Source organism: Nocardioides sp. Soil805, assembly GCF_001429625.1.
In the GTDB taxonomy this organism is placed as follows: domain Bacteria; phylum Actinomycetota; class Actinomycetes; order Propionibacteriales; family Nocardioidaceae; genus Nocardioides.
In genome coordinates this window covers 20,921-43,044 of sequence record NZ_LMSU01000005.1, presented here as the reverse complement: position 1 = coordinate 43,044, position 22,124 = coordinate 20,921, and the positions used below count along the sequence as shown (strand labels likewise).

Genomic DNA, 22,124 nt, shown 5'->3' with positions numbered 1-22,124 from the left:
CCGATTGTGGTGCTCTGGTGCCGAGGGTCGGGGACGTGCCTGTGACCCCGCCGAGTGCTGCTCGGGCGGGGTGCGGGGCGTGGTGGTCAGAGGTCGGGCGGGTGCGCGGTGGTGCCGGGCTCCGGCCAGGCGCGGCCGGGGGGTCTGCTGCCGGTGTGGTCGCGGAGGTACGTGTGGCCCAACGGACTGGTCCACACGAACACGCCCGGGTCGGTCATCTCGTAGCGCCACCGGCCGTGGGTCTTCAGGCGGTGGTGCCGTCGGCACAGGGCGGCGAGATTGTCGGTGCTGGTCCGACCGCCGAGCTCGGGGTGGTCGTGGTTGTACGCCACGATGTGGTCGAGGTCGCAATACCTCGCGTTGCGGCCGCACCACGGGAACACACAGGTCCCGTCGCGGGCGATGACGTGCTCGCGGATCTTGTCGGTGGGCTCGTAGCCCCGACACTCGAGTCGCTCGCGGAGATCGATGACGGGCTTGACCACGACGGTGACGTCGGGGCGTCCGCACCACGCGCGGATCTGCTCCACGGACAGGACTCGCTGGCCGCCCTGCTCGACCCGACCGGCCAGCTCCTGGGCGTTCGTCTGGTGGTGATCGGTGATGGCGTCGGCGGACAGATGGGCGTGGAGCACCACCTGGGTCACCGGCGCGGAGGAGCCAGTCGCGATACGCCGAGCCTCGTCGTTGTCGTCGAACCCGATGGTGAGCTGGTGTCGCGCCAGGTCACCCAGCGCGGTGGCGCGGCGTCCGTCGACCGTGTCGGTCGAGCCCAGCTTGGCCAGGTGTTCGGCACCGGACTCCACCGCGGCAGCGAGGGCGAGGGCGTCGGGTATCTCCAGGCTCGCCTCCAGTCCCATGGTCCCGTCGTAGGACGCCTGCTGGGTGTCGAAGGTGACGTGCCGCTTGTCCGCAGACTTCTCCAGCGACTCCTGGACGGCGTCGGGCATGAACCGCACCTTCGCCTCGTCCACCACCCGCCCCAGCTGCGCGGGCGTGAGCCGGGACGCGCACCAGAACACCTGCCCATCGACATGGGTCGCCGCTTCCAGGGAAAGGTCGATGGTCGTGTCGGCGACCATCCGGGCCCGCCACCCCGCGACGAGTCCTGCCTGGACCGCACCCCAGAGCTTCGGGAGGCGGTAGGCCAGCTCGACGCACTGCGACAGGAAGTGCCCGGCACTGTCGTTGGTGCGACCCAGCATGGTCGCGAACTCCGGCACGCAGAACTCGTCGATCGCCGGCGACCCCTCACCCGCGAANGTGTCGAAGGTGACGTGCCGCTTGTCCGCACTCTTCTCCAGGGCATCAGCCACCTGATCGGGCATGAACCGCACCTTCGCCTCGTCCACCACCCGCCCCAGCTGAGCGGGCGTCAGCCGGGAGGCGCACCAGAACACCTGCCCATCGACATGGGTCGCGGCTTCCAACGACAGGTCGATCGTGGTGTCGGCGACCAGCCGTGCCCGCCACCCCGCGACAAGGCCCGCCCGGACCGCACCCCACAGCTGGGGGAGGCGGTAGGCCAGCTCGACGCACTGCGACAGGAAGTGCCCGGCACTGTCGTTGGTGCGACCCAGCATGGTCGCGAACTCCGGCACGCAGAACTCGTCGATCGCCGGCGACCCCTCACCCGCGAASGTCTTCGGSGAGGTGAAGCACGCCTCCGCGAACTCCGGATCCNGTCGCGAACTCCGGCACGCAGAACTCGTCGATCGCCGGCGACCCCTCACCCGCGAACGTCTTCGGCGAGGTGAAGCACGCCTCCGCGAACTCCGGATCCGCCAGGTGCAGGTCGGCCCAGTGGACACCGAGACGCATCATCTCGACCTCCTCCGCCGCGGCCCGCTCGCGCGAGGCCCGGATCGCGCGCAGCAGCGCGGCCGGAGTCTTCGGCAGCACGGGTGCGGCGGTCGATGTCATGGCTCAAGCCAAGCAGGGACCACCGACAATCAGACCCCGAGAACGAGGGTTCCGACCGGCTTGTGGACACGACTGTGCGGAAGGGATCGCCGCGCCGGACTCACAGGCCCAGCGTCAGGGGTGTGCGCGTCATTGCCTCGAACCGGTCTCGGTCGAGGAGGTCCCGCATGAGGTGAGGGAACGCGCGGGGCGCGAAGAGGATGGACTGTCGATGGGCCGCCTCGACGTCGTCGGGCGACCACCAGCGCATGTCGAGCACGCCGTCCTCGTACGGATGGTCGGCCGCGTCGACGGGTGAGCCTCCCTCCCTCGTGAAGGCGCTCAGCGGCACGACGTAGAAGTGGCTGGTACCGGCGAAGCCGTGCGGTTCCATCTCGGGGAAGGTGTTCTCCTGCGTCCACACGAGCGCCGGTGCGGTCCTGTCCCTGAGCACGAGGCCGGTCTCCTCGAACAGCTCACGAGCGAGGGCATCCACGAGTGCCTCCCCGACCTCGACGCCACCACCGGGTCCGATCCACACGGTCGTCCCCTCGTTGATGCGGTGGTGGGCCAGCAGGACCCGCCGGTCGTCGTCGAACACGAGACCACGACAGGAGGTGCGCATGGGCAGACCGGATTCGCTCACCGCGTCAGGATTCCACGTCGCCCTCGCAGGTCAGCGGGCGTCTGCACCGCCGGTTCCAGCGCCGGCCGGAGCTCCGCATGGAGTGGGGGGACCATCAGTCCGGCACCCAGCAGATCCCGTAGTGCTGGCCCGCGTCCCACTGCACCTGCGTGGGCCGCTCCTCCGACCAGGTGAAGTCGAGCGGGTCGTCCGCCTGAGCCCGCGCGGCGGAGCGGCAGGCCGACTCCATCCGCGATCCCGCCTCCCCCGCCGAGGGGTACGCCGATCCCGGCAGGTCGACGGTCGAGATCGCCCGCCACGCGTGGTCGCCCACCCCGCACGGGACCCGCTCGAAGGCGCCGGTGCCGGGCTCCGCGGTGCTGCACATCGCGAGGCGGTCCGAGGAGCCCACCAGACCGCGCGTGGACCGGGGGAGCGGCAACAGCTGACCCGCCGAGGCGAGCGCCACGACGTCGCAGCGGAACCAGTCGGCCCCCGCGGCCGCGTCCTCCACCGACGGGGTGAACCACACGGCCTGCACCATGCTCAGGCGCCGGTCCTCGAGCGTCCCCCCGACGTGGTCGCCGAGCGAGGAGGTGCAGGTGCGCGCGACGTCGGCCTGTACGTCGGGGGAGTCGACCGCTCGCAGGTGGCCGTCGGCCACCAGGTCGAGGCGCCCGATCCTGAAGGTCTGGGCGGTGTGGCGCTGCCTGCACGGCACCTCCGTGCCGGCGACGACGGGCGCGATCGCCTCGTCGTACGTCAGGAGGTGGCAGCCGTCCTTGTCCGGCCGCTCGGGCGACACCACCGCGGACGGCGAGGGCGAGGTGGGTGCCGACTCCGACGGCGACGCAGAGGTCGAGGGCGACGCGGGCTCCGGGCTGCCGGCGTCGTCGGTGCACCCCGCGAGCGCCGCGCCGGCGAGGAGCAGGGCGGCGACGAGGGCGGCCACTCCGGGTCCGCGGTGCGCCATGGTGTCGTGTCCGTTCACTCGCTCAGCAGCGCAGCGATCGTACCCCCGAGCTCGTATGCCGCGGCCCGCTCGGGAGCGCCCACGTCACCGAGGACCTCGAGCACGGGCGCGGACTGCTGCCAGGGCAGCGCCCCCACGATGGACTGCACCGAGCGCACCGCCCCGGCCGTGTCGTAGCGGCCGTGCACCCACAGCCCGAACGGGCGTCGCCCGCCCGAGCCGCCGGACGCCGACCCGTCGTCGGTGAGGGCTCCTCCGGCCTCGAGGAAGATCGTGTCGAAGAAGTGCTTGAGCGCCCCCGACATGTAGCCGAAGTTGGCGGTCGTGCCGAGCAGGTAGCCGTCGGCCGACAGGACGTCGTCGGCGGTGGCGGCCAGGGCCTCCCTCTCGACCACCTCGACGCCGGTGATCTCGTCGTCCCGGGCGCCGGCCAGCACCGCCTCGGCCAACGACCGCACCAACGGCGTGGGGGAGTGGTGGACCACGAGCAGGCGAGGCACGCGCCGAGGCTAACGGGCGGTGGCGCCGCCTACGATCGGGGCCGTGGAGCGCATCGACGAGGCACACCGGGTCGTCCCGGCCTCGCCCGAGGCCGTCTACGCCGCCCTGACTGATGCGCGGGCGCGGGCCTCCTGGCTGCCGCCGACCGGCATGACGGCCACGGTCGAGTGGTTCGACGCCCGCCCCGGCGGCGGGTACCGCATGGTCCTCGCGTACGACGACGTGGCACAGCGGGGCAAGTCGGGCGACAACCGCGACGTGGTCGAGGTCCGGTTCGTCGAGCTCCTCGCTCCGCGACGCGTCGTCGAGGCGGCCGGGTTCGTCTCCGACGACCCGGACCTGGCGGGCACCATGACGATGACCTGGACCGTCGAGCCCCACCCCGACGGCTCGCTGGTGGCGATCGAGGCACGCGACGTGCCGCCCGGGATCGACCGGCGCGAGCACCTGACGGCGTTCGCGTCGTCGCTGGACCACCTGGCGGAGCACGTCGGGCCGCCGGGTTCGAGGGGCGACGCGGTCGCCGGCGAGGAGTAGCGTCGTCGGGCATGACGTTCGAGGTGGCGGGCGAGGCGTACGACCGGTTCATGGGCCGTTACTCGCGCCCCCTCGCCGTACGCCTGGCCGACTGGCTCGAGGTGACCGCCGGTCAACGGGCCGTCGACGTCGGCTGCGGGCCGGGAGCCCTGACCCAGCCCCTCGCCGAGCGCCTCGGCGCGGACCACGTCGCGGCGGTGGACCCGTCGCTGCCCTTCGTCGAGGCCTGCCGGCAGCGGTTGCCCGGTGTGGACGTCCGGCAGGGCACCGCCGAGGCCCTGCCGTACGACGACGACTCCTTCGACGTCGCCGGCTCCTGCCTCGTCGTGCACTTCATGCAGGACCCGGTCGCCGGCCTCGCCGAGATGGTGCGCGTGACGCGCGCCGGTGGCTGGGTCGGGGCGACGGTGTGGGACCTGGCGGGCCGGCGCGAGCCGATGGCCCCGATCTGGGCCGCGCTGGCGGAGGTGGACCCCGACCACCCGGGCGAGGGGCGTTTCCCCGCTGGCGCGAGCGGCGAGCTCGTGCGGATCTTCGAGGGCGCGGGTGTGCGCGAGGTGGAGGGCACCGAGCTGGCCGTGAGCGTCACGCACCCGACGTTCGAGGAGTGGTGGGAGCCGTACCTGCGCGGTGTCGGGCCAGTGGGGGAGGTCATCGCGGGCCTCGGTCCGGCCCGGCGCGAGCAGTTGCGCGCCACCTGCCGCGAGCAGCTCGGCGCCGGCCCCTTCGACGTCACGGCCGTGGCGTTCGCCGCCCGCGGTCGCGCCTGAGCGTCGTACCCGTCGGGACCGTCTCACCACGTGATGCCCGGGGCGCCGGAGTCGCGGGACCGGGCTACTCTGGACCCATCATGACGCGCAGCCTCGTTCTCCTGAGCCCCGTCGAAGGGCTTCTTCGCTGCCGCAGCGAGGCCTAGACACGGTCGGCCCCTCGCTGCGGAGAGCGTGCTGTGCACCGGCGCCCGTCACCAGCGACATCGAGGACCTCATGATCAGCAACACCCCGCCCCACGAGCGCAACCCCCAACAGCCCAGCGGCATGAAGCCCGGGCGCTACGTGCCCTTCCTCCCGGTCGACCTCACCGACCGCACCTGGCCGACGAAGCGGATGACGCAGGCCCCGCGCTGGTGCGCGGTCGACCTGCGCGACGGCAACCAGGCGCTCATCGACCCGATGAGCCCGGCCCGCAAGAAGGAGATGTTCCAGCTCCTGGTGAAGATGGGCTACAAGGAGATCGAGGTCGGCTTCCCGGCCGCGTCCCAGACCGACTTCGACTTCGTGCGGATGCTCATCGAGGAGGACCTGATCCCCGATGACGTCGTCATCCAGGTGCTGACCCAGGCCCGCGAGGAGCTCATCGAGCGCACCTACGAGTCCCTGCGTGGTGCCAAGCAGGCGATCGTGCACCTCTACAACTCCACCTCGACCCTGCAGCGGCGGGTGGTCTTCGGCCTCGACGAGGACGGCATCCTCGACATCGCGGTGCGGGGCGCGGAGATCTGCAAGAAGTACGAGGAGCTGGTCCCCGGGACCGACGTCTTCTACGAGTACTCGCCCGAGTCCTACACCGGCACCGAGCTCGAGTTCGCGGTACGCATCTGCAACGCGGTCCTCGACGTCTTCGAGCCCACCGCCGAGCGTCCGGTCATCATCAACCTGCCCGCCACGGTCGAGATGGCCACGCCCAACGTGTACGCCGACTCCATCGAGTGGATGGGTCGCCACCTGCACCACCGCGAGCACGTCGTGTTGTCCCTGCACCCGCACAACGACCGGGGTACGGCGGTCGCCGCCGCCGAGCTCGGCTACCTGGCGGGGGCCGACCGGATCGAGGGCTGCCTGTTCGGCAACGGCGAGCGCACCGGCAACGTGTGCCTGGTGACCCTCGGCCTCAACCTGCTCACCCAGGGCATCGACCCGCAGATCGACTTCTCCGACATCGACGACGTCCGCCGCACGGTCGAGTACTGCAACCAGCTGCCGGTCCACGAGCGGCACCCGTACGGCGGGGACCTGGTCTACACGGCCTTCTCCGGCTCCCACCAGGACGCCATCAAGAAGGGCTTCGAGGCCCTCGAGCGCGACGCCGAGCGTGCCGGCGTACCGGTCGAGGACCACGAGTGGGCGGTGCCCTACCTGCCGATCGACCCCAAGGACGTCGGGCGCAGCTACGAGGCCGTGATCAGGGTCAACAGCCAGTCCGGCAAGGGCGGCGTGGCCTACATCCTCAAGCACGAGCACAAGCTCGACCTGCCGCGCCGGGCCCAGATCGAGTTCAGCCGGGTCATCCAGCAGCACACCGACGCCGAGGGCGGCGAGGTGTCGCCCGCGGCGATCTGGGACGCCTTCCGCGCCGAGTACCTCGACCGCGAGCGCCCGCTCCTGCTCGACTCGGTCCACACCAGCAGCGCGGCCGGCGAGAAGGACCAGCTCAGTGTCAACGTGTTCGTCGACGGCGAGCTCACCAGCCTGTCCGGCGAGGGCAACGGCCCGATCGCGGCCTTCGTGGACGCGATCAACGGCCTGCCGCAGGCCGACGAGCGGGGTTGGGACGTGCGGGTGCTCGACTACCACGAGCACGCCCTGTCCTCCGGCGGCGACGCCATCGCGGCGGCGTACGTCGAGTGCGCGGTCGGCGAGAAGGTGCTGTGGGGCGTCGGGCTGGACGCCAACATCGTCACCGCGTCCCTCAAGGCGGTCATCAGCGCGGTCAACCGCGCCTGAGCGGTAGGTTCGCGCCATGTTGGTCAGCGAGCGGATCGGCCAGTTCTTCCTGGAGCACGACGCCGGGAGGGACCGCCTGGAGTACACCGAGTACGGCTCCGGGGACGCCTGGGTGGTGCTCCTGCACGGCCAGCTGATGCCGCGCCGGATGCACCAGCCGCTCGCCCGGGCGCTGGCCTCCGAGGGGCTGCACGTGGTGACCCTCGACCTGCTCGGGCACGGCCGCTCCGACCGCCCGGCCGACCCGCTGTCCTACTCGATCACGGCCTTCGGAGAGCAGGTCATCGCCCTGCTCGACCACCTCGGGGCCGAGCAGGCCGTCGTCGGAGGGACCTCGCTGGGGGCCAACGCCTCGCTCGAGGTGGCGGTCCTGGCCCCCGAGCGGGTCCGCGGACTGCTGCTCGAGATGCCGGTGCTCGACAACGCCCTCGAGGCGGGGATCATGGCGTTCGCGCCGCTGCTCTTCGCCGCCCGCTTCCTGCCGGTGACCGTCTCCGCGCTGCGCTGGGTGACCAAGCCGGTCCCGCGGGGGCTGGTGCCGTTCTGGGTGGGGATCGGGCTCGACACCTGCAACCAGCAGGCGGGGCCGATGGCCGCGACGGTGCACGGGATCTTCTTCGGCCGCGTCGCGCCGTCGGCGGCGCAACGGCGGGCCATCGAGGCGCCCGCGCTGGTCGTCGGCCACCCCGCCGACCCGATCCACCCCGCAGCGGACGCGGCGATGCTCGCCGACGAGATGCCGAACGCGACCTTCGTGCGGGCCCGCAGCATCCTGGAGTGGCGGGCCGCGCCCGAGCGGCTCAACAACCTGGCGGCCGGCTTCGCCCGGTCCTGCTGGGACTCGCCGCGAGGCGCGCGCCGCCGTACCCGCTGACGGGGCAGAATGGACGGGTGCCTCTCTACCGCGACGAGGCGGTCGTGCTGCGCACCCACAAGCTGGGTGAGGCCGACCGCATCATCACCCTGCTGACCCGCCACCACGGCCGGGTCCGTGCGGTGGCGCGCGGGGTGCGGCGTACGACGTCGCGGTGGGGCTCGCGGCTGGAGCCCTTCACCCACGTGGACCTCCAGCTCGCGGAGGGCCGCAACCTCGACACGATCACGCAGGCCGAGACGATCGATCCCTTCCACGCCCGGCTGGGCCTGGACTACGACCGCTACACCTCCGGCACCGTGATGCTCGAGACCGCCGAACGGCTGGTCACCGAGGAGAAGGAGCCGGCGGTCCAGCAGTTCCTGCTGCTCGTCGGCGGGCTGCGCGCGATGGCCGCCGGCGAGCACGGAGCCGGCCAGGTGCGCGACTCCTACCTGCTGCGCTCGCTGTCGGTGGCCGGCTGGGCGCCGTCCTTCGACCACTGCGTCTCCTGCGGCGTCGAGGGGCCGCACCGCTTCTTCAACCCGTCCGCCGGTGGTGTCCTGTGCCGGCTCTGCAAGCTGCCCGGCTCGGCCACGCCGGCCGAGGAGACGCTGCTCCTCGGCGCGGCGCTCCTCACCGGAGACTGGCCGCTCGTGCACGCCGCGCAGCCGCGCCACCTCAAGGAGGCCAGCTCCCTGGTCGCCGCCTACCTCGCCTGGCACGTCGAGCGTGGTCTGCGGTCGATGGCGTACGTCGAGCGTTGAGCGCGCCGCCCTGACTAGGGTTCGTCCCGTGAAGCGAAGCGTCCGACCGCCCACCCCGCACCCCAGTGGCGCCCGGCCCCCCGCCGTGCCCGCCGACCTCGTGCCCCGCCACGTCGCCATCGTGATGGACGGCAACGGCCGCTGGGCCAAGGACCGCGGCCTGCCGCGCACCAAGGGCCACGAGCAGGGCGAGCACTCGTTGTTCGACGTCGTCGAGGGGGCCATCGAGGTCGGTGTGAAGGCGATCTCCGCCTACGCCTTCTCCACCGAGAACTGGTCGCGCTCGCCCGACGAGGTGCGCTTCCTGATGGGCTTCAACCGTGACGTCATCCGCCGCCGCCGCGACGAGATGCACGAGCTGGGGGTGCGGGTCCGGTGGGCCGGACGGGCGCCCCGGTTGTGGAGGTCGGTGGTCAAGGAGCTGAGGGTCGCCGAGGAGATGACGCGCGACAACGACGTCCTGACGCTGACCATGTGCGTCAACTACGGCGGCCGCTCCGAGCTCGTCGACGCCGCCCGCTCGATGGGTCGCGCGGTGGCCGCGGGTCGGCTCGACCCGGACAAGATCGACGCCCGCACCTTCGCCAAGCACCTCTACGTCCCCGAATTGTCCGACGCCGACCTGGTCTGGCGGACCTCGGGGGAGCAGCGGCTGTCCAACTTCATGCTGTGGCAGGCGGCGTACAGCGAGCTGGTCTTCACCGACGTGCTGTGGCCCGACGTCGACCGTCGCCACCTGTGGCAGGCCGTCGAGCAGTACGCACGCCGCGACCGGAGGTACGGCGGGGCCCTGCCCAACGAGACCTGACCACCAGACCGGGCCACGAGTCCCGCCCACGACTGGACCGGGTCGTACGGCGGTGTGGAGAACCGGCGCAGGGGCTACCCTCGAGAGGACGCACGTGCCGCCCGGTCGCGGGGACCGGACGGGCGTGTGTCGCACCTGGGAAGTTCCGAGGCCCCATGGACACGAATCCAGCGACCCCTCGTGCTGCGATGTCGGCGCCCGGCACCCCGCCGGACACCGAGGTGGCCGTGCTCGACGCGTCCGGCACGGTCGTCTCCGTGAACGACGCGTGGGAGCGCTTCGCTCGCGAGAACGGCGGGGACCCGTCCCTGACCGGCGTCGGGACGTCCTTCCTCGCCGTGTGCGACGCCGCCGGCGACGATCCGGTCGCCGTGCTGGCGGCGTCCGCGGTGCGGGCCGCGCTGGCCGGCAAGCTGCCTGCGTCGCTCTCCATGGTCATCCCGTGCCACACTCCCGACGACCAGCGGTGGTTCGACATGCTGGTCGCACCGAGGCTCGACGAGGAGCGTCGGCCGGTCGGTGCCACGCTGGAGCTGACGCACCGCAGTGCGCCGGTCGACGTCCCGCACGACGTCACGGCTCCCGTGACCGGCGACGACATCCTGGTGCGGGAGCACCTGCGCATCTCGGCCGAGCTGCACGCGAGGATCGTGGGTCGGTTGTTCGGGCTCGCCATGGACGTCCACGCGCTCGCCGCGCAGGTCGGCGACGAGCGGACCAGGTGGCGCCTGATGTCGGTGGTCGAGGGGGTCGACGACGTCATCGTCGCGCTCCGCAGGACGGTGTTCGACCTCACCCAGGCCCCCGTGCCCGACCTGACGGTGCGCAACCGCCTGTCGCAGGCGCTCGACCAGGCCGCGGCCGACTCGGGCCTGGAGACCACGCTGCAAGTTCGCGGCACGAGCCGCCGACTGTCCGACCGGCACGTCGTCGACGTCGTCTCCGTGGTCCTCGACGGCGTCACCCGCGCGTTGCAGGGCGCCGCCACCGCGGTCACCGTGCGGGTGAGCGTCGAGGAGGACGAGATCGTGGTGGAGGTGACCCACGAAGCACCGGGTGAGAGGGAAGGTGGGGCGGACCGGACCTCCCGGGTGGTGCGTGTCGCAGCGCCGCGGCCGCACGTGCGCCCCTGACGTTCCGTGCCGGTCAGTGTCTGGGGCAGGTGCCGAAGATCTCCAGCGTGTGCGAGACGTCGGCGAAGCCGTGCTCGGCGGCCATCGCGTTGGTCCAGCGCTCCACGGCCGGCCCCTCGACCTCGACGGTGGCTCCGCACTCGCGGCACACCAGGTGGTGGTGGTGGGTGCCCGAGCAGCGGCGGTAGACCGCCTCGCCGTCCTCGGTGCGCAGCATGTCGACCTCGTGGGACTCGCTGAGCCGCTGGAGGGTGCGGTAGACGGTGGCCAGGCCGACCTTGGCACCTCGCCGGTCGAGGAGCTCGTGGATCTCCTGGGCGCTGCGGAAGTCGTCGAACGACGCCAGGGCCTCGGTTACCGCGATCCGCTGGCGGGTGGGTCGCAGGGGCTGCGGGTCAGTGCTCGTCATAGTGCTCTCCGTGGGGCGCGTGCCGGTGCCCGTCGTGGACGTAGTCGACGTGGTCGCCGTGGCGCACCGCGGGATGGCCGCAGTCGTCGCCGTGCTCGTGGTCGTGCCGGTGGTCGTGCGCCCGTTCGTCGTGGCCCGCAACCCCGTGCGCGTCGGGGGAGTCGGGCGCGTCGACGGCGACGATCGGGAAGGGCTCCGCGAGGCGGCGGCGCCGGCGCAACCAGACACCCACGGGCCACGTCGCGGCGAACATCGCCAGCGCGAGCAGCACGATCGAGGGGCCGGGGGCGACGGTCGCCCGGGCGGACAGCCAAGCGCTCACGACCAGGCCACCGACCGCCGCGAGGCCGCCGAGCACCATCGCGGCCAGCAGGGTCGCGCGGAAGGACCGGGCGAGCTGCTGCGAGGTGGCGACGGGCACGACCATGAGCGCCGAGACGAGCAGCAGCCCGACGGTGCGCATGGCGACCGTCACGCTGACGGCGGCCAGGACCGCGACGAGCAGGTTGTAGAAGCGCACGCGCAGCCCGGCGACCCGGGCGAACTCGGGGTCGGACGCGACGGCGAACAGCTGGGGGAGGAGCCCGAGGGTGAGCGTGAGGACCACGACGGCCAGGCCCGCGGTGTACCAGACCTCGGTGGCGCTGATGCTCGTCACCGAGCCGAAGAGGTAGACCTGCAGGCTGGCGGCGCCCTCGCCGGCGAGGCCGGTGATGAGCACGCCGCCCGCGAGACCGCCGTAGAAGAGCAGGGCCAGCGCGACGTCGCCGTTGGTGTGCCCCTGCTCGCGGATCACCTCGATGAGCACGGCCCCGAGGATCGCGACGACCACGGCCGTCCAGGTCGGCGACGTCCCGGTGAGCAGGCCCAGGGCGACCCCGGTCACGGCGACGTGGCCGATGCCGTCGCCCAGCAGGGCCAGGCGCCGCTGGACGAGGAAGGTGCCGATGGCGGGTGCGGCGAGCCCGGTCAGCAGCGCGGCGAGCAGGGCCCGCTGCATGAAGTCGTGGCCGAGGAGGTCGAGCAGCTCCGTGAGGCTCATCGGTCCCCCTCCCGGTGGTCGTGGGCGAGCGTGTCGAACGGTGAGCCGACGTGGGGCACGTGGTCGTGCCGGGCGTCGACCGGGTGGTGGTGGCCGTGCACGTCCTCGTGCGACAGCGGGGTGCCGTCGTACGCGATCCGGCCGTCGCGCATGACGACGGCCCGGTCCACGAGCGGCTCGAGCGGGCCGAGCTCGTGGGCGACGAGGACGACGGTCGCACCACGGCCCGAGAGGGTGCGCAGCGCGTCGGCGAGCGCCTGCTGGTTGGGCAGGTCCACGCCCGCGGTCGGCTCGTCGAGGAAGAACAGGTCGGGCTCACCGGCCAGTGCCCGGGCGATGAGGACCCGCTGCTGCTGGCCACCGGACAGGGTGGAGATCCCGTCCCCGGCCTTGTCGCCGAGGCCGACGACCTCGAGGGCATCCGCGATGGCCGCCCGGTCGGCGCGGCTCGTGGGGCGGAGCAGCCCGCGTCGGGTCAGCCGCCCGGAGGCGACGACCTCGCGCACGCTCGCCGGCACGCCGCCGGTCGCGGTCCCGCGTTGCGGGACGTAGCCGATGCGGTGCCGGGCCCGGAAGTCGTGCAGCGGGGTGCCGAAGAGCAGCACGGAGCCCTGGGTCAACGGGCGCAGCCCGGTCAGCGCTCGCACGAGGGTGCTCTTGCCGGAGCCGTTGGCCCCCATCAGGGCCACGAACTCGCCCTCCCGCACGACGAGGTCGTTGCCGCGCAGCACCGGCCGGCCGCCGATGGCGACCGTGACGTCCCGTGCCTCGACGACGGGGGCGCCGGCGGTGTTCAGCATCCGTTGGCTCGCTGGAGCGCGGCGAGGTTCTGCTGCATGAGAGCAACGTAGTCGCCCGCGTCGTCACCCTCGCCCGGTCCCTCGAGGGGGTCGAGCACGGCGGTCTCCACGCCCGTGTCCGAGGCGAGCGCCTCGGCCATCGCGGGGGAGGCCAGCCGCTCGGAGAAGACGGTGGTGACCCCCTCGTCGGCGATCAGCTGCTCGAGCTCGGCCAGCACGGCCGGCGTGGGCTCGGCGTCGGGGGTGAGCCCGGCGATGGCCTCGAAGTGGAGTCCGTAGCGCTCCAGGTAGCCGAACGCCTCGTGGCTGACCACCACGGTGTCGCGCTCGCAGTCCGCGAGGCCGGCCGTGAGCTCGGCGTCCAGCGCCTCGAGCTCGGTGCGCAGGTCGGCGGCGTTGCTGCGGTACGACGCCGCGCCGTCCGGGTCGGCCTCCGCCAGCCCGTCGGCGACCGCGTCGGCGAGGTCGGCCATGAGCAGCGGGTCCTGCCAGAAGTGCGGGTCGGTGTCACCGTGGTCGTGGCCGTCGTCCGCGCTGTGCTCCTCCTCGGCGTGCTCCTCGGAGCCTTCCTCGTGGGAGGCGTGCTGCTCGTCGAGCGAGCGCAGCGCCACGGCCTCGGCGGCGTCGACGACCACCCCCTCGGAGACGGTGTCGACCGCGTCGTCGACGGCGGGCTGGAAGCCACGCTCGAAGACCACCACGGCGCCCTCCTCGAGGTCGACGGTCTGCGCGATCCCCATCTCGAGGTCGTGGGGCTCGCCGCCGGGCTGCGTGAGGTTGGTGACCTCCCAGTCGTCGCCCGCCACCTGCTCGGTGACCCACGCGAGGGGGAAGAAGGCGGCCACGGCCTGGCGGTCGGAGCCACCGTCGCCGGAGCCGCCGGAGCTGCCGCACCCGGCGAGGAGGAGAGCGCCGGCGGCGACGAGCGGCAGGGCACGGGAGCGGCGGGCGAGCGACAACATGAGAACGATTCTCAGCAAGATGAGAATGGTTGTCAACTCGTCCGGCTCGACGCCGCGACTCCCTATGATCTGCGGGTGCTCGTCGTCACCCGCCTCCGCGCCCCCTCGCCCGACCCCGCCGCGGTCACGGCCCTGCTGGCGGGCCTCGAGCAGGCGCAGGGGATCTTCGCCGCCCGCCCCGGCTACCTCGGCGGCGAGATCGGCCGCAACCTCGACGACCCCGACCTGTGGGTGCTGTCGAGCCGCTGGGAGAACGTCGGCTCCTACCGCCGCGCCCTGTCGTCGTACGAGGGCAAGATGCACATCCAGCCGCTGATGGTGCACGCCGTCGACGAGCCGAGCGCCTACGAGGTCGTCGAGCCCGGCGCGGACCTCAACGTCGACATCCCGCGCGCCTGACGCCGCCCCGTCCGGCAGCCGTCAGGGCTGCGTCAACGCGAGCGCTGGAGGCATCAGGGAAGCATCAAGACCGGCAGGTGATCGGGTCCGCCGGTCGTAGGAATGGGACATGCCCGATGTTCTCCTCACCCTGCTCGTGGTCGCGTTCTTCGTCGGCCTCGCCCTCCTCGCGAGGAGGCTCGACCGGTGAGCTCCACCCTCCCCGCGCTCCTCCAGGTGGCCGCCCTCGGCCTCCTGCTCGCCCTCACCGTCCCCCCGCTGGCCCGCTACCTGGCCCACGTCTACTCCAGCCCCCGGCACCTCGCCGGTGAGCGCCTCGTCTACCGGCTGGCCGGGGTCGACCCCGGCGCCGACCAGCACTGGCGCACTTACCTGACCTCGGTCCTCGGCTTCTCGCTGGTGGGCGTCCTGGCCCTGTACGCGTTCGGCCGGCTCCAGCAGCACCTCCCGCTGTCGCTGGGCATGTCCGCGCTGCCGGCCGACGGCGCGTTCAACACCGCGGTCTCCTTCGTGACCAACACCAACTGGCAGTGGTACTCCGGCGAGGCGGCGCTCGGCCACCTCATGCAGATGAGCGGGTTGACGGTGCAGAACTTCGTCTCCGCAGCGGTCGGCATGGCCGTCGCCGTCGCCCTCGCCCGCGGCCTCGCGCGCACGAGCGCCGAGGGCCGGGTCGGCAACTTCTGGGTCGACCTCGTCCGCGGCGTGGTCCGGGTGCTGCTGCCCATCAGCGTGGTCGGTGCGGTCGTCCTGGTGGCGCTGGGCGTGGTCCAGAACTTCGACGCACCCCACCTCGTCGGCACCCTGGCCGACGGCAGCCAGTCCCTGACCGGTGGTCCGGTCGCCAGCCAGGAGGTCATCAAGGAGCTCGGCACCAACGGCGGCGGCTTCTACAACGCCAACTCCGCACACCCCTTCGAGAACCCGAACGCGCTGAGCAACCTGTTCGAGATCTACCTGATCCTGCTCGTCCCACTCGCGATGGCGCTGGCCTTCGGTCGCATCGTCGGCGACCGCCGTCAGGGCCGTGCCGTGCTCGCGGTGATGTCGATCCTGCTCGTCGCCTCGATCGGTCTCCTCACGTGGGCCGAGATGGCCGCTCCCGGCTCTGCGCCCGGGGCCGCCGGCGCGGCGATGGAGGGCAAGGAGGTCCGCTTCGGCGAGGCCGGGTCCGCGCTCTTCGCAGCCGCCACCACGGGCACGTCGACGGGTGCGGTGAACGCCATGCACGACTCGCTCACGGCGCCGGGCGGGCTGGTGACGCTCTTCAACATGCTGCTGGGGGAGATCGCGCCCGGCGGCGTCGGCTCAGGGCTCTACGGGATGCTCATGCTCGCCGCCGTGACCGTGTTCCTGTCCGGCCTCATGGTCGGGCGCACCCCCGAGTGGCTGGGCAAGAAGATCGGCCAGCGGGAGATGACGCTCGTCGCGCTCTACGTGCTCGCCACCCCTGCCGTGGTGCTCGTCGGTGCGGCGCTGGCCATCAGCCTCGACGCCGGTCTGGCCGGCCAGCAGGAGAGCGGCCCGCACGGCCTGTCCGAGGTGCTGTACGCCGTCGCGTCCGCCGGCAACAACAACGGCTCGGCCTTCGCCGGCCTGATGACGGGCACGCCGTTCTACAACACCCTGCTCGGCCTGTGCATGCTCGCCGGGCGCTTCCTGCCCATCGTGTTCGTGCTGGCCCTGGCCGGCCGGTTCGCGACCCAGCAGCGCGTCCCGTCGGGTGCCGGCACCCTGCCCACCCACAAGCCCCTCTTCGTCGTCCTTCTCACCGGCGTGGCCCTGGTCGTGGTCGGACTCACGTTCGTCCCCGTCCTCGCGCTCGCCCCGATCGCCGAGGCACTCCAGTGACCATCCCGTTCCGTCTGGCGCTCATCAAGATGAGCCCCCGCCAGCTGCTCGACAACCCGGTGCTCCTCGTCGTGGAGGTCGGGGCCGCCGTCACCACGGTCGCCACCGTGCTCGACCCGTCCCTGTTCGCCGTGTCCATCACCGGGTGGCTGTGGTTGACCGTGCTGTTCGGCACCCTGGCCGAGGCCGTCGCCGAGGGGCGCGGCAAGGCCCAGGCAGCCAGCCTGCGCCAGCTCCAGCAGACCACGACCGCCCGACGCATCACCGCCAGCGCTGAGCGGGCCGCGCGACCGGTGGCGCTGGCGACGCTGCCCGTCGAGGAGGTGCCCAGCGGCAGCCTGCGCGCCGGAGACGTCGTCGTGGTGGAGGCGGGGGAGCGCATCCCCGGTGACGGCGACGTCATCGAGGGCGTGGCCACCGTCGACGAGTCCGCGGTGACCGGCGAGTCCGCCCCGGTGATCCGCGAGTCCGGCGGCGACCGGTGCGCAGTCACCGGTGGCACCGTCGTGCTCTCCGACCGCATCGTCGTGAGGATCACCTCCGACCCGGGCCAGTCGTTCGTGGACCGGATGATCGCGCTGGTGGAAGGCTCGGAGCGGCAGAAGACCCCCAACGAGGTCGCGCTCAACATCCTGCTGGTCACGCTGACGGCAGTGTTCGTGCTCGTCGTCGCGACCCTGTGGCCCTTCATGGACTACTCGGGGATCGAGCCGTCCGTGCTCGTGCTGGTGGCGCTGCTGGTGTGCCTCATCCCGACCACCATCGGCGCCCTCCTGAGCGCCATCGGCATCGCAGGCATGGACCGGCTGGTACGCCGCAACGTGCTGGCCATGTCCGGCCGCGCCGTCGAGGCGGCGGGTGACGTCGACGTGCTGCTCCTCGACAAGACCGGCACGATCACCTACGGCAACCGGCAGGCCGCGGAGCTGTTCCCGGTCGACGGCGTGACGCTCGACGCCCTCGCGCGGGCGGCGCAGCTCTCCTCGCTCGCCGACGAGACCCCCGAGGGACGCAGCATCGTCGACCTGGTCCACACCCGGGGGCTGGCGCAGGACACGACCGTGCGCGCCGGGGCCGAGCTGGTGGACTTCACCGCCATGACCCGGATGAGCGGCATCGACCTCCCGGGACACCGCATCCGCAAGGGCGCGGGCAGCGCCGTCGCCGCCTGGGTGGACAACACCGGCGGTCGGATGCTCGACGAGCTCGACGAGATCGTCGCCGGGATCAGCTCCTCGGGGGGAACCCCGCTCGTCGTGGCCGAGCAGGTCGCCGACCGACCGGCCAGGGTCCTCGGCGTCGTCCACCTCAAGGACGTGGTCAAGGAGGGCATCCGCGAGCGTTTCGACGAGATGCGTGCCATGGGGATCCGGACCGTGATGATCACCGGCGACAACGCCCTGACCGCCCGGGCCATCGCCGAGGAGGCCGGGGTCGACGACTACCTCGCCGAGGCCACACCGGAGGACAAGATGGCGCTCATCCGCAAGGAGCAGGAGGGCGGTCGGCTGGTCGCCATGTGCGGCGACGGCACCAACGACGCTCCCGCCCTGGCCCAGGCCGACGTCGGGGTGGCGATGAACACCGGCACGTCGGCGGCCAAGGAGGCCGGCAACATGGTGGACCTCGACTCCGACCCCACCAAGCTCATCGACGTCGTGGAGATCGGCAAGCAGCTGCTGATCACCCGCGGCGCCCTGACGACCTTCTCCGTCGCCAACGACATCGCCAAGTACTTCGCGATCCTGCCCGCGATGTTCGTCGTCGCCTTCCCGCAGCTGGACACGCTCAACCTGATGGGCCTGTCCAGCCCCGAGTCGGCGATCCTGTCGGCGGTCGTCTTCAACGCCCTCGTCATCGTGGCCCTCATCCCGCTGGCCTTGCGCGGCGTGGCGTACCGACCGGCCGCCGCCGAGGTGCTGCTGCGCCACAACATCCTCGTCTACGGAGTCGGCGGCCTGGTCGCGCCGTTCCTCGGCATCAAGCTCCTGGACCTCGTCATCTCCCTCCTCCCCGGAATCTGAGGCAGTCATGGAATCCCTGTTCACCCTCGGCCGGCACGCGGTGGCCGGCCTGCGCACCCTCGTGGTCCTCACCCTCCTGTTGGGCCTCGCCTACCCCCTCGTGGTCACCGGCGTGGCGCAGGCGGCCTTCGACTGGCGGGCGTCCGGCTCGCTGGTCACCGCCGACGGCGAGCGCACGACGTCGTACGACGACGCGGTCGGCTCCGCCCTCATCGGCCAGGGCTCCGACGGGCCCGAGTGGTTCCACCCGCGGCCGTCCGCGGCGGGTGACGGGTGGGACCCGCTGGCCACGGGCGGCTCCAACCTCGGTCCCGAGAGCCCCGACCTGGTGGCGACCATCGAGGAGCGGCGCGCCGCGGTCGCCGAGGAGGAGGGTGTGGCGCCGGCGCAGGTCCCTGCCGACGCGCTGACCGCGTCCGCCTCGGGTCTCGACCCGCACGTCTCGCCCGCCTACGCGATGCTCCAGGTGCCCCGCGTGGCACGGGCGAACGGACTCGCGGAGGAGGAGGTCAGGGACCTCGTCGAGGCCCACACCGACGACCGCACGCTCGGCTTCCTCGGCGAGCCCCGGGTCGACGTGCTCGCCCTCAACATCGCGCTCGCCGGCCTGCGAGACTGAGCCCATGGACGAGCGGGGGCCGCGGCGGGGCAAGCTCATCGTCTACCTCGGCGCGGCGCCCGGCGTCGGCAAGACGTTCGCGATGCTCGACGAGGCGCACCGTCGCCTCGGGCGTGGCACGGACGTCGTGGTCGGCCTCGTCGAGACCCACGACCGGCCGCAGACCGCGGCCAAGCTCGCCGGGCTCGAGGTGGTGCCCCGCAGGACGGTCACCTACCGCGGCAGCACGCTGACGGAGATGGACGCCGAGGCGGTGATCGCCCGGCACCCCGCAGTGGTGCTGGTCGACGAGCTGGCCCACACCAACGTCCCCGGCAGCAGGCACGCCAAGCGCTGGCAGGACGTGGAGGACATCCGCAGGGCCGGGATCGACGTCATCACCACCGTCAACATCCAGCACCTGGCGTCCCTCAACGACGAGGTCGAGCGGATCACCGGCGTCCGGCAGCGCGAGACCGTGCCGGACGCGGTGGTGCGGGCGGCCGACCAGGTCCAGCTCGTCGACATGAGCCCCGAGGCCCTGCGACGCCGGCTCGCGCACGGCAACGTCTACCGTGCCGAGGCGATCGACGCCTCGCTGACGTCGTACTTCCGGGTCGGCAACCTCACCGCGCTGCGCGAGCTCGCCCTGCTGTGGTTGGCCGACAAGGTCGACGACGCGCTGGACGACTACCGCCGCGAGCACCGCATCGACACCCCGTGGCCGGCGCGCGAGCGGGTGGTGGTGGCGATCACCGGCGGAGCCGAGGGAGAGACGGTCGTACGCCGCGCGGCCCGGATCGCGTCACGCTCCGCGGGCAGCGAGCTGATCGCCGTGCACGTGGTGCGCTCCGACGGACTCTCCGGGCCCGACGGCACCAGCCTGCGCGCCTCACGCGAGCTGGTCGAGGAGCTCGGCGGTTCCCTCCACTCCGTCGTGGGGGACGACGTGCCCGAGGCCGTCATCGACTTCGCCCGCGGCGTCAACGCCTCGATGGTCGTCGTCGGCGTCTCGAGCCACACCAGCCTGCGGCAGCTGTTCGTCGGCTCCACGGCCACCGAGATCGCCCGCCTGTCGGGCCCCATCGACGTCCACCTGGTGACCCACGACAAGGCGGGCGGGCCGCGCCGGATGCGGCGCTCGGTCTCGCCGCTGAGCCGCAGCCGGCAGGCGGCGGGGTGGGTCGCGGCGACGGTGCTCCCGGTGCTGGTGACCCTGTTGTTGAGTGCCACCCACACCGAGCAGAGCCTCCCGCTGGAGGTGATGTCCTACCTCGCGGTGACCGTGCTGGTCGCCATGGTCGGCGGCCTCCTGCCCGGCCTGGCGGCCGCACTGGCCGGCTTCCTGCTCCTCAACTGGTTCTTCACCGAGCCGGTGGGGCAGTGGACCGTGTCCGAGCCGCGCAACCTCGTGGCCCTGCTGGTCTTCGTCGTCATCGCGGCCGCCGTCTCGTCGGTCGTCGACCGCGCGTCGCGGGTGGCCGCCGACGCGGCCCGGGCGCGCGCCGAGGCGACCACGATGTCGGGCCTGTCCCAGTCGGTGCTGACCGGGGACGACACCGCGCAGGCCGTGGTCGCCCGGCTGCGCGCCACGTTCGGACTGGAGTCCGTCTCGCTCCTGGCCCGGCACGACGACCTCGACGGCTGGGAGCTCCTGGCCGCCGACGGACCCGCGGCGCCCGAGACCCCGGAGGCCGCCGACGCGCAGGTGCGCGTGGACGACCGGCGAGTGCTCGCGCTGCGCGGCCGATCGCTCCGCGCCTCGGAGATGCGGGTGCTCGACGGCTTCGCGGTGCAGGCCGGGCTGGTCCTGGAGTACCGCCGGCTGCGTGAGCGCGACGCCCGCGCCGCTGCGCTCGAGCATGCCGAGGCGACGAGCACGGCCCTGTTGCGTGCCGTCTCCCACGACCTGCGTACGCCGCTGGCGACCATCCGGGCCTCCGTCGACGGCCTCGTGGGCGGCGGGCGGCTCGGGGAGGCCGAACGCGCCGAGCTGCTCTCCAGCCTGGACGGCTCGACGGACCAGCTCGAGCGCCTCATCGACAACCTCCTCGACCTGTCCCGGCTCTCGTCGGGGCTGCTCACGCCCCGGGTGCGCGACATCAGCCTCGACGAGGTGCTGCCGCTCGCGGTCGCCGGTCATCCGCCGGGGGCGGTCGTGCTGGATCTCGACGAGGAGGAGCCGCTGGTGCGGACCGACCCCGGGCTGCTCGAGCGGGTGGTCGCCAACGTCGTGGCCAACGCCGTGCGGCACGCGCCCGGCACGGCGGTCCGGGTCGACGTCCACGCCGGTGCCCGGGACATGGAGATCCGCGTCGCCGACCGTGGCCCCGGGGTCAGCGAGGCGGCCCGGGAGCGGATGTTCGAGCCCTTCCAGAGACTGGGCGACGCCACGCCCGGGGGACTCGGGCTGGGCCTCGCCGTGGCCCGGGGGCTGGCGGACGCCGTCGGCGCCACCCTCGTCGCCGAGGACACCCCCGGCGGCGGACTCACCATGGTGCTCACGGTCCCCCTCGCAGTGGCAGGATCCTGACGTGGTCGCCCACGTGCTCGTCGTCGACGACGAGGCCCCCCTCGCCCGGGCGCTGCAGATCAACCTGGAGGCGCACGGCTGGACCGTGACCGTCGCCCACGACGGCCGGTCCGCGCTGGACGCGGTCGCGACCCTCCACCCCGACGTCGTGCTGCTCGACCTCGGGCTGCCCGACATGGACGGGATGCAGGTCATCGAGGGCATCCGGGGCTGGACGTCCGTGCCGATCGTGGTGCTCTCGGCGCGCCAGCACGGCGAGGACAAGGTGGACGCGCTCGACATGGGTGCGGACGACTACGTCACCAAGCCCTTCGCGATGCAGGAGCTCCTCGCCCGGTTGCGCGCCGCCGTACGCCGCTCGCACGAGCCCGTGCGCGAGGCCGCGCCGGTGGTCGTCGGCGACCTCGTCATCGACTTCGGCCGCAAGGCGGTGAGCCGCGGTGGGCAGGACGTGCGGCTCACCCCCACCGAGTGGTCCTTCCTCGAGCTGCTGGCCCGCAACCTCGGCAAGCTGGTGTCCCGCGAGCAGATCCTGCGCGAGGTGTGGGGACCGGCCTACCTCCACGAGAGCCACTACCTGCGGGTGTACGCCGCGCAGCTGCGGCGCAAGCTCGAGGTCGATCCGGCACACCCGCGCCACCTGGTGACCAGCCCCGGTCTGGGCTACCTGCTGGAGCCCTGAG

The 22,124-nt window shown here is 72.5% G+C and carries 21 protein-coding genes; 13 read left to right on the top strand and 8 right to left on the bottom strand.

What is annotated here, in order from left to right; genetic code table 11:
- Positions 1–86: 86 nt before the first annotated feature.
- From ASG94_RS22475 to ASG94_RS18870, 4 genes are all read right to left on the bottom strand, one after another.
- Entirely contained in the window at positions 87–860 is a 774-nt protein-coding gene (locus ASG94_RS22475; RefSeq protein ID WP_235537339.1) for an HNH endonuclease signature motif containing protein, read from the bottom strand.
- Between the two features lie 1,163 nt (positions 861–2,023).
- A complete protein-coding gene (locus ASG94_RS18880; RefSeq protein ID WP_156411710.1) occupies positions 2,024–2,548 on the bottom strand; it encodes an NUDIX domain-containing protein in 525 nt (174 codons plus the stop codon).
- Positions 2,549–2,642: 94 nt separating this feature from the next.
- A complete protein-coding gene (locus ASG94_RS18875) occupies positions 2,643–3,500 on the bottom strand; it encodes a septum formation family protein (protein WP_156411709.1) in 858 nt (285 codons plus the stop codon).
- Positions 3,501–3,514: 14 nt separating this feature from the next.
- Positions 3,515–4,000: a flavodoxin family protein gene (locus tag ASG94_RS18870; protein ID WP_056928037.1), complete on the bottom strand. Its 486-nt coding sequence runs from the start codon at positions 3,998–4,000 to the stop codon at positions 3,515–3,517.
- Positions 4,001–4,043: 43 nt separating this feature from the next.
- On the opposite strand from ASG94_RS18870, the gene ASG94_RS18865 reads away from it, so the two are divergent.
- From ASG94_RS18865 to ASG94_RS18835, 7 genes are all read left to right on the top strand, one after another.
- Complete coding sequence (locus ASG94_RS18865) at positions 4,044–4,538, top strand: SRPBCC domain-containing protein (protein ID WP_056928036.1); 495 nt, start codon at positions 4,044–4,046, stop codon at positions 4,536–4,538.
- An 11-nt stretch (positions 4,539–4,549) separates the two neighbouring features.
- Positions 4,550–5,308: a class I SAM-dependent methyltransferase gene (locus ASG94_RS18860; RefSeq protein ID WP_056928035.1), complete on the top strand. Its 759-nt coding sequence runs from the start codon at positions 4,550–4,552 to the stop codon at positions 5,306–5,308.
- 217 nt (positions 5,309–5,525) lie between these two features.
- Positions 5,526–7,262 (top strand): 2-isopropylmalate synthase, encoded by a 1,737-nt coding sequence (gene leuA / locus ASG94_RS18855; protein WP_056928034.1) that lies wholly within the window; start codon positions 5,526–5,528, stop codon positions 7,260–7,262.
- Between the two features lie 16 nt (positions 7,263–7,278).
- Positions 7,279–8,136, top strand: coding sequence for an alpha/beta fold hydrolase (locus tag ASG94_RS18850; RefSeq protein ID WP_156411708.1), 858 nt, complete (start codon positions 7,279–7,281; stop codon positions 8,134–8,136).
- Between the two features lie 17 nt (positions 8,137–8,153).
- Complete coding sequence (gene recO, locus ASG94_RS18845) at positions 8,154–8,882, top strand: DNA repair protein RecO (protein WP_056928033.1); 729 nt, start codon at positions 8,154–8,156, stop codon at positions 8,880–8,882.
- Positions 8,883–8,910: 28 nt separating this feature from the next.
- The gene (locus ASG94_RS18840; protein ID WP_056928032.1) at positions 8,911–9,690 is read left to right on the top strand and encodes an isoprenyl transferase; all 780 of its coding nucleotides are present in this window, start codon (positions 8,911–8,913) and stop codon (positions 9,688–9,690) included.
- 188 nt (positions 9,691–9,878) lie between these two features.
- Complete coding sequence (locus ASG94_RS18835; RefSeq protein WP_056928031.1) at positions 9,879–10,823, top strand: PAS domain-containing protein; 945 nt, start codon at positions 9,879–9,881, stop codon at positions 10,821–10,823.
- 13 nt (positions 10,824–10,836) lie between these two features.
- Here the strand turns inward: ASG94_RS18835 and ASG94_RS18830 are convergent, their stop codons facing one another.
- Genes ASG94_RS18830 through ASG94_RS18815 form a run of 4 tightly spaced genes read right to left on the bottom strand, consistent with a single transcriptional unit; the run spans position 10,837 to position 14,036 of the window.
- Positions 10,837–11,232, bottom strand: coding sequence for a Fur family transcriptional regulator (locus ASG94_RS18830; protein ID WP_056928030.1), 396 nt, complete (start codon positions 11,230–11,232; stop codon positions 10,837–10,839).
- Complete coding sequence (locus ASG94_RS18825; RefSeq protein ID WP_056928029.1) at positions 11,219–12,274, bottom strand: metal ABC transporter permease; 1,056 nt, start codon at positions 12,272–12,274, stop codon at positions 11,219–11,221. Before ASG94_RS18825 ends, ASG94_RS18830 begins: the two co-directional genes overlap by 14 nt.
- Entirely contained in the window at positions 12,271–13,074 is an 804-nt protein-coding gene (locus ASG94_RS18820) for a metal ABC transporter ATP-binding protein (protein ID WP_056928028.1), read from the bottom strand. The genes ASG94_RS18825 and ASG94_RS18820 overlap by 4 nt, the downstream gene beginning before the upstream one ends.
- Positions 13,068–14,036, bottom strand: a complete 969-nt coding sequence (locus ASG94_RS18815; protein WP_056928027.1) for a metal ABC transporter substrate-binding protein — start codon at positions 14,034–14,036, stop codon at positions 13,068–13,070. Before ASG94_RS18815 ends, ASG94_RS18820 begins: the two co-directional genes overlap by 7 nt.
- Positions 14,037–14,111: 75 nt before the next feature.
- On the opposite strand from ASG94_RS18815, the gene ASG94_RS18810 reads away from it, so the two are divergent.
- From ASG94_RS18810 to ASG94_RS18785, 6 genes are all read left to right on the top strand, one after another.
- The gene (locus ASG94_RS18810; RefSeq protein ID WP_056928026.1) at positions 14,112–14,435 is read left to right on the top strand and encodes an antibiotic biosynthesis monooxygenase family protein; all 324 of its coding nucleotides are present in this window, start codon (positions 14,112–14,114) and stop codon (positions 14,433–14,435) included.
- Between the two features lie 186 nt (positions 14,436–14,621).
- Positions 14,622–16,286, top strand: coding sequence for a potassium-transporting ATPase subunit KdpA (gene kdpA / locus ASG94_RS18805; protein WP_056928025.1), 1,665 nt, complete (start codon positions 14,622–14,624; stop codon positions 16,284–16,286).
- 2 nt (positions 16,287–16,288) lie between these two features.
- The gene (gene kdpB, locus ASG94_RS18800; protein WP_442938534.1) at positions 16,289–18,310 is read left to right on the top strand and encodes a potassium-transporting ATPase subunit KdpB; all 2,022 of its coding nucleotides are present in this window, start codon (positions 16,289–16,291) and stop codon (positions 18,308–18,310) included.
- 7 nt (positions 18,311–18,317) lie between these two features.
- The gene (gene kdpC, locus ASG94_RS18795; RefSeq protein WP_056928023.1) at positions 18,318–18,929 is read left to right on the top strand and encodes a potassium-transporting ATPase subunit KdpC; all 612 of its coding nucleotides are present in this window, start codon (positions 18,318–18,320) and stop codon (positions 18,927–18,929) included.
- A 4-nt stretch (positions 18,930–18,933) separates the two neighbouring features.
- Positions 18,934–21,441, top strand: coding sequence for a sensor histidine kinase (locus ASG94_RS18790; protein WP_056928022.1), 2,508 nt, complete (start codon positions 18,934–18,936; stop codon positions 21,439–21,441).
- 1 nt (position 21,442) lies between these two features.
- A complete protein-coding gene (locus ASG94_RS18785; protein ID WP_156411706.1) occupies positions 21,443–22,123 on the top strand; it encodes a response regulator in 681 nt (226 codons plus the stop codon).
- The last annotated feature ends 1 nt before the right edge of the window (position 22,124 follow it).

Excerpts from the sequence above, each read along its gene's own strand:
- ASG94_RS22475 (WP_235537339.1), bottom strand. The coding sequence starts at position 860 with ATGGGACTGGAGGCGAGCCTGGAGATACCCGACGCCCTCGCCCTCGCT.
- ASG94_RS18875 (WP_156411709.1), bottom strand. The coding sequence starts at position 3,500 with ATGGCGCACCGCGGACCCGGAGTGGCCGCCCTCGTCGCCGCCCTGCTC.
- ASG94_RS18860 (WP_056928035.1), top strand. The coding sequence starts at position 4,550 with ATGACGTTCGAGGTGGCGGGCGAGGCGTACGACCGGTTCATGGGCCGT.
- leuA (WP_056928034.1), top strand. The coding sequence starts at position 5,526 with ATGATCAGCAACACCCCGCCCCACGAGCGCAACCCCCAACAGCCCAGC.
- ASG94_RS18850 (WP_156411708.1), top strand. The coding sequence starts at position 7,279 with ATGTTGGTCAGCGAGCGGATCGGCCAGTTCTTCCTGGAGCACGACGCC.
- ASG94_RS18835 (WP_056928031.1), top strand. The coding sequence starts at position 9,879 with ATGTCGGCGCCCGGCACCCCGCCGGACACCGAGGTGGCCGTGCTCGAC.
- ASG94_RS18830 (WP_056928030.1), bottom strand. The coding sequence starts at position 11,232 with ATGACGAGCACTGACCCGCAGCCCCTGCGACCCACCCGCCAGCGGATC.
- ASG94_RS18825 (WP_056928029.1), bottom strand. The coding sequence starts at position 12,274 with ATGAGCCTCACGGAGCTGCTCGACCTCCTCGGCCACGACTTCATGCAG.
- ASG94_RS18820 (WP_056928028.1), bottom strand. The coding sequence starts at position 13,074 with ATGCTGAACACCGCCGGCGCCCCCGTCGTCGAGGCACGGGACGTCACG.
- ASG94_RS18815 (WP_056928027.1), bottom strand. The coding sequence starts at position 14,036 with ATGTTGTCGCTCGCCCGCCGCTCCCGTGCCCTGCCGCTCGTCGCCGCC.
- kdpC (WP_056928023.1), top strand. The coding sequence starts at position 18,318 with ATGGAATCCCTGTTCACCCTCGGCCGGCACGCGGTGGCCGGCCTGCGC.
- ASG94_RS18790 (WP_056928022.1), top strand. The coding sequence starts at position 18,934 with ATGGACGAGCGGGGGCCGCGGCGGGGCAAGCTCATCGTCTACCTCGGC.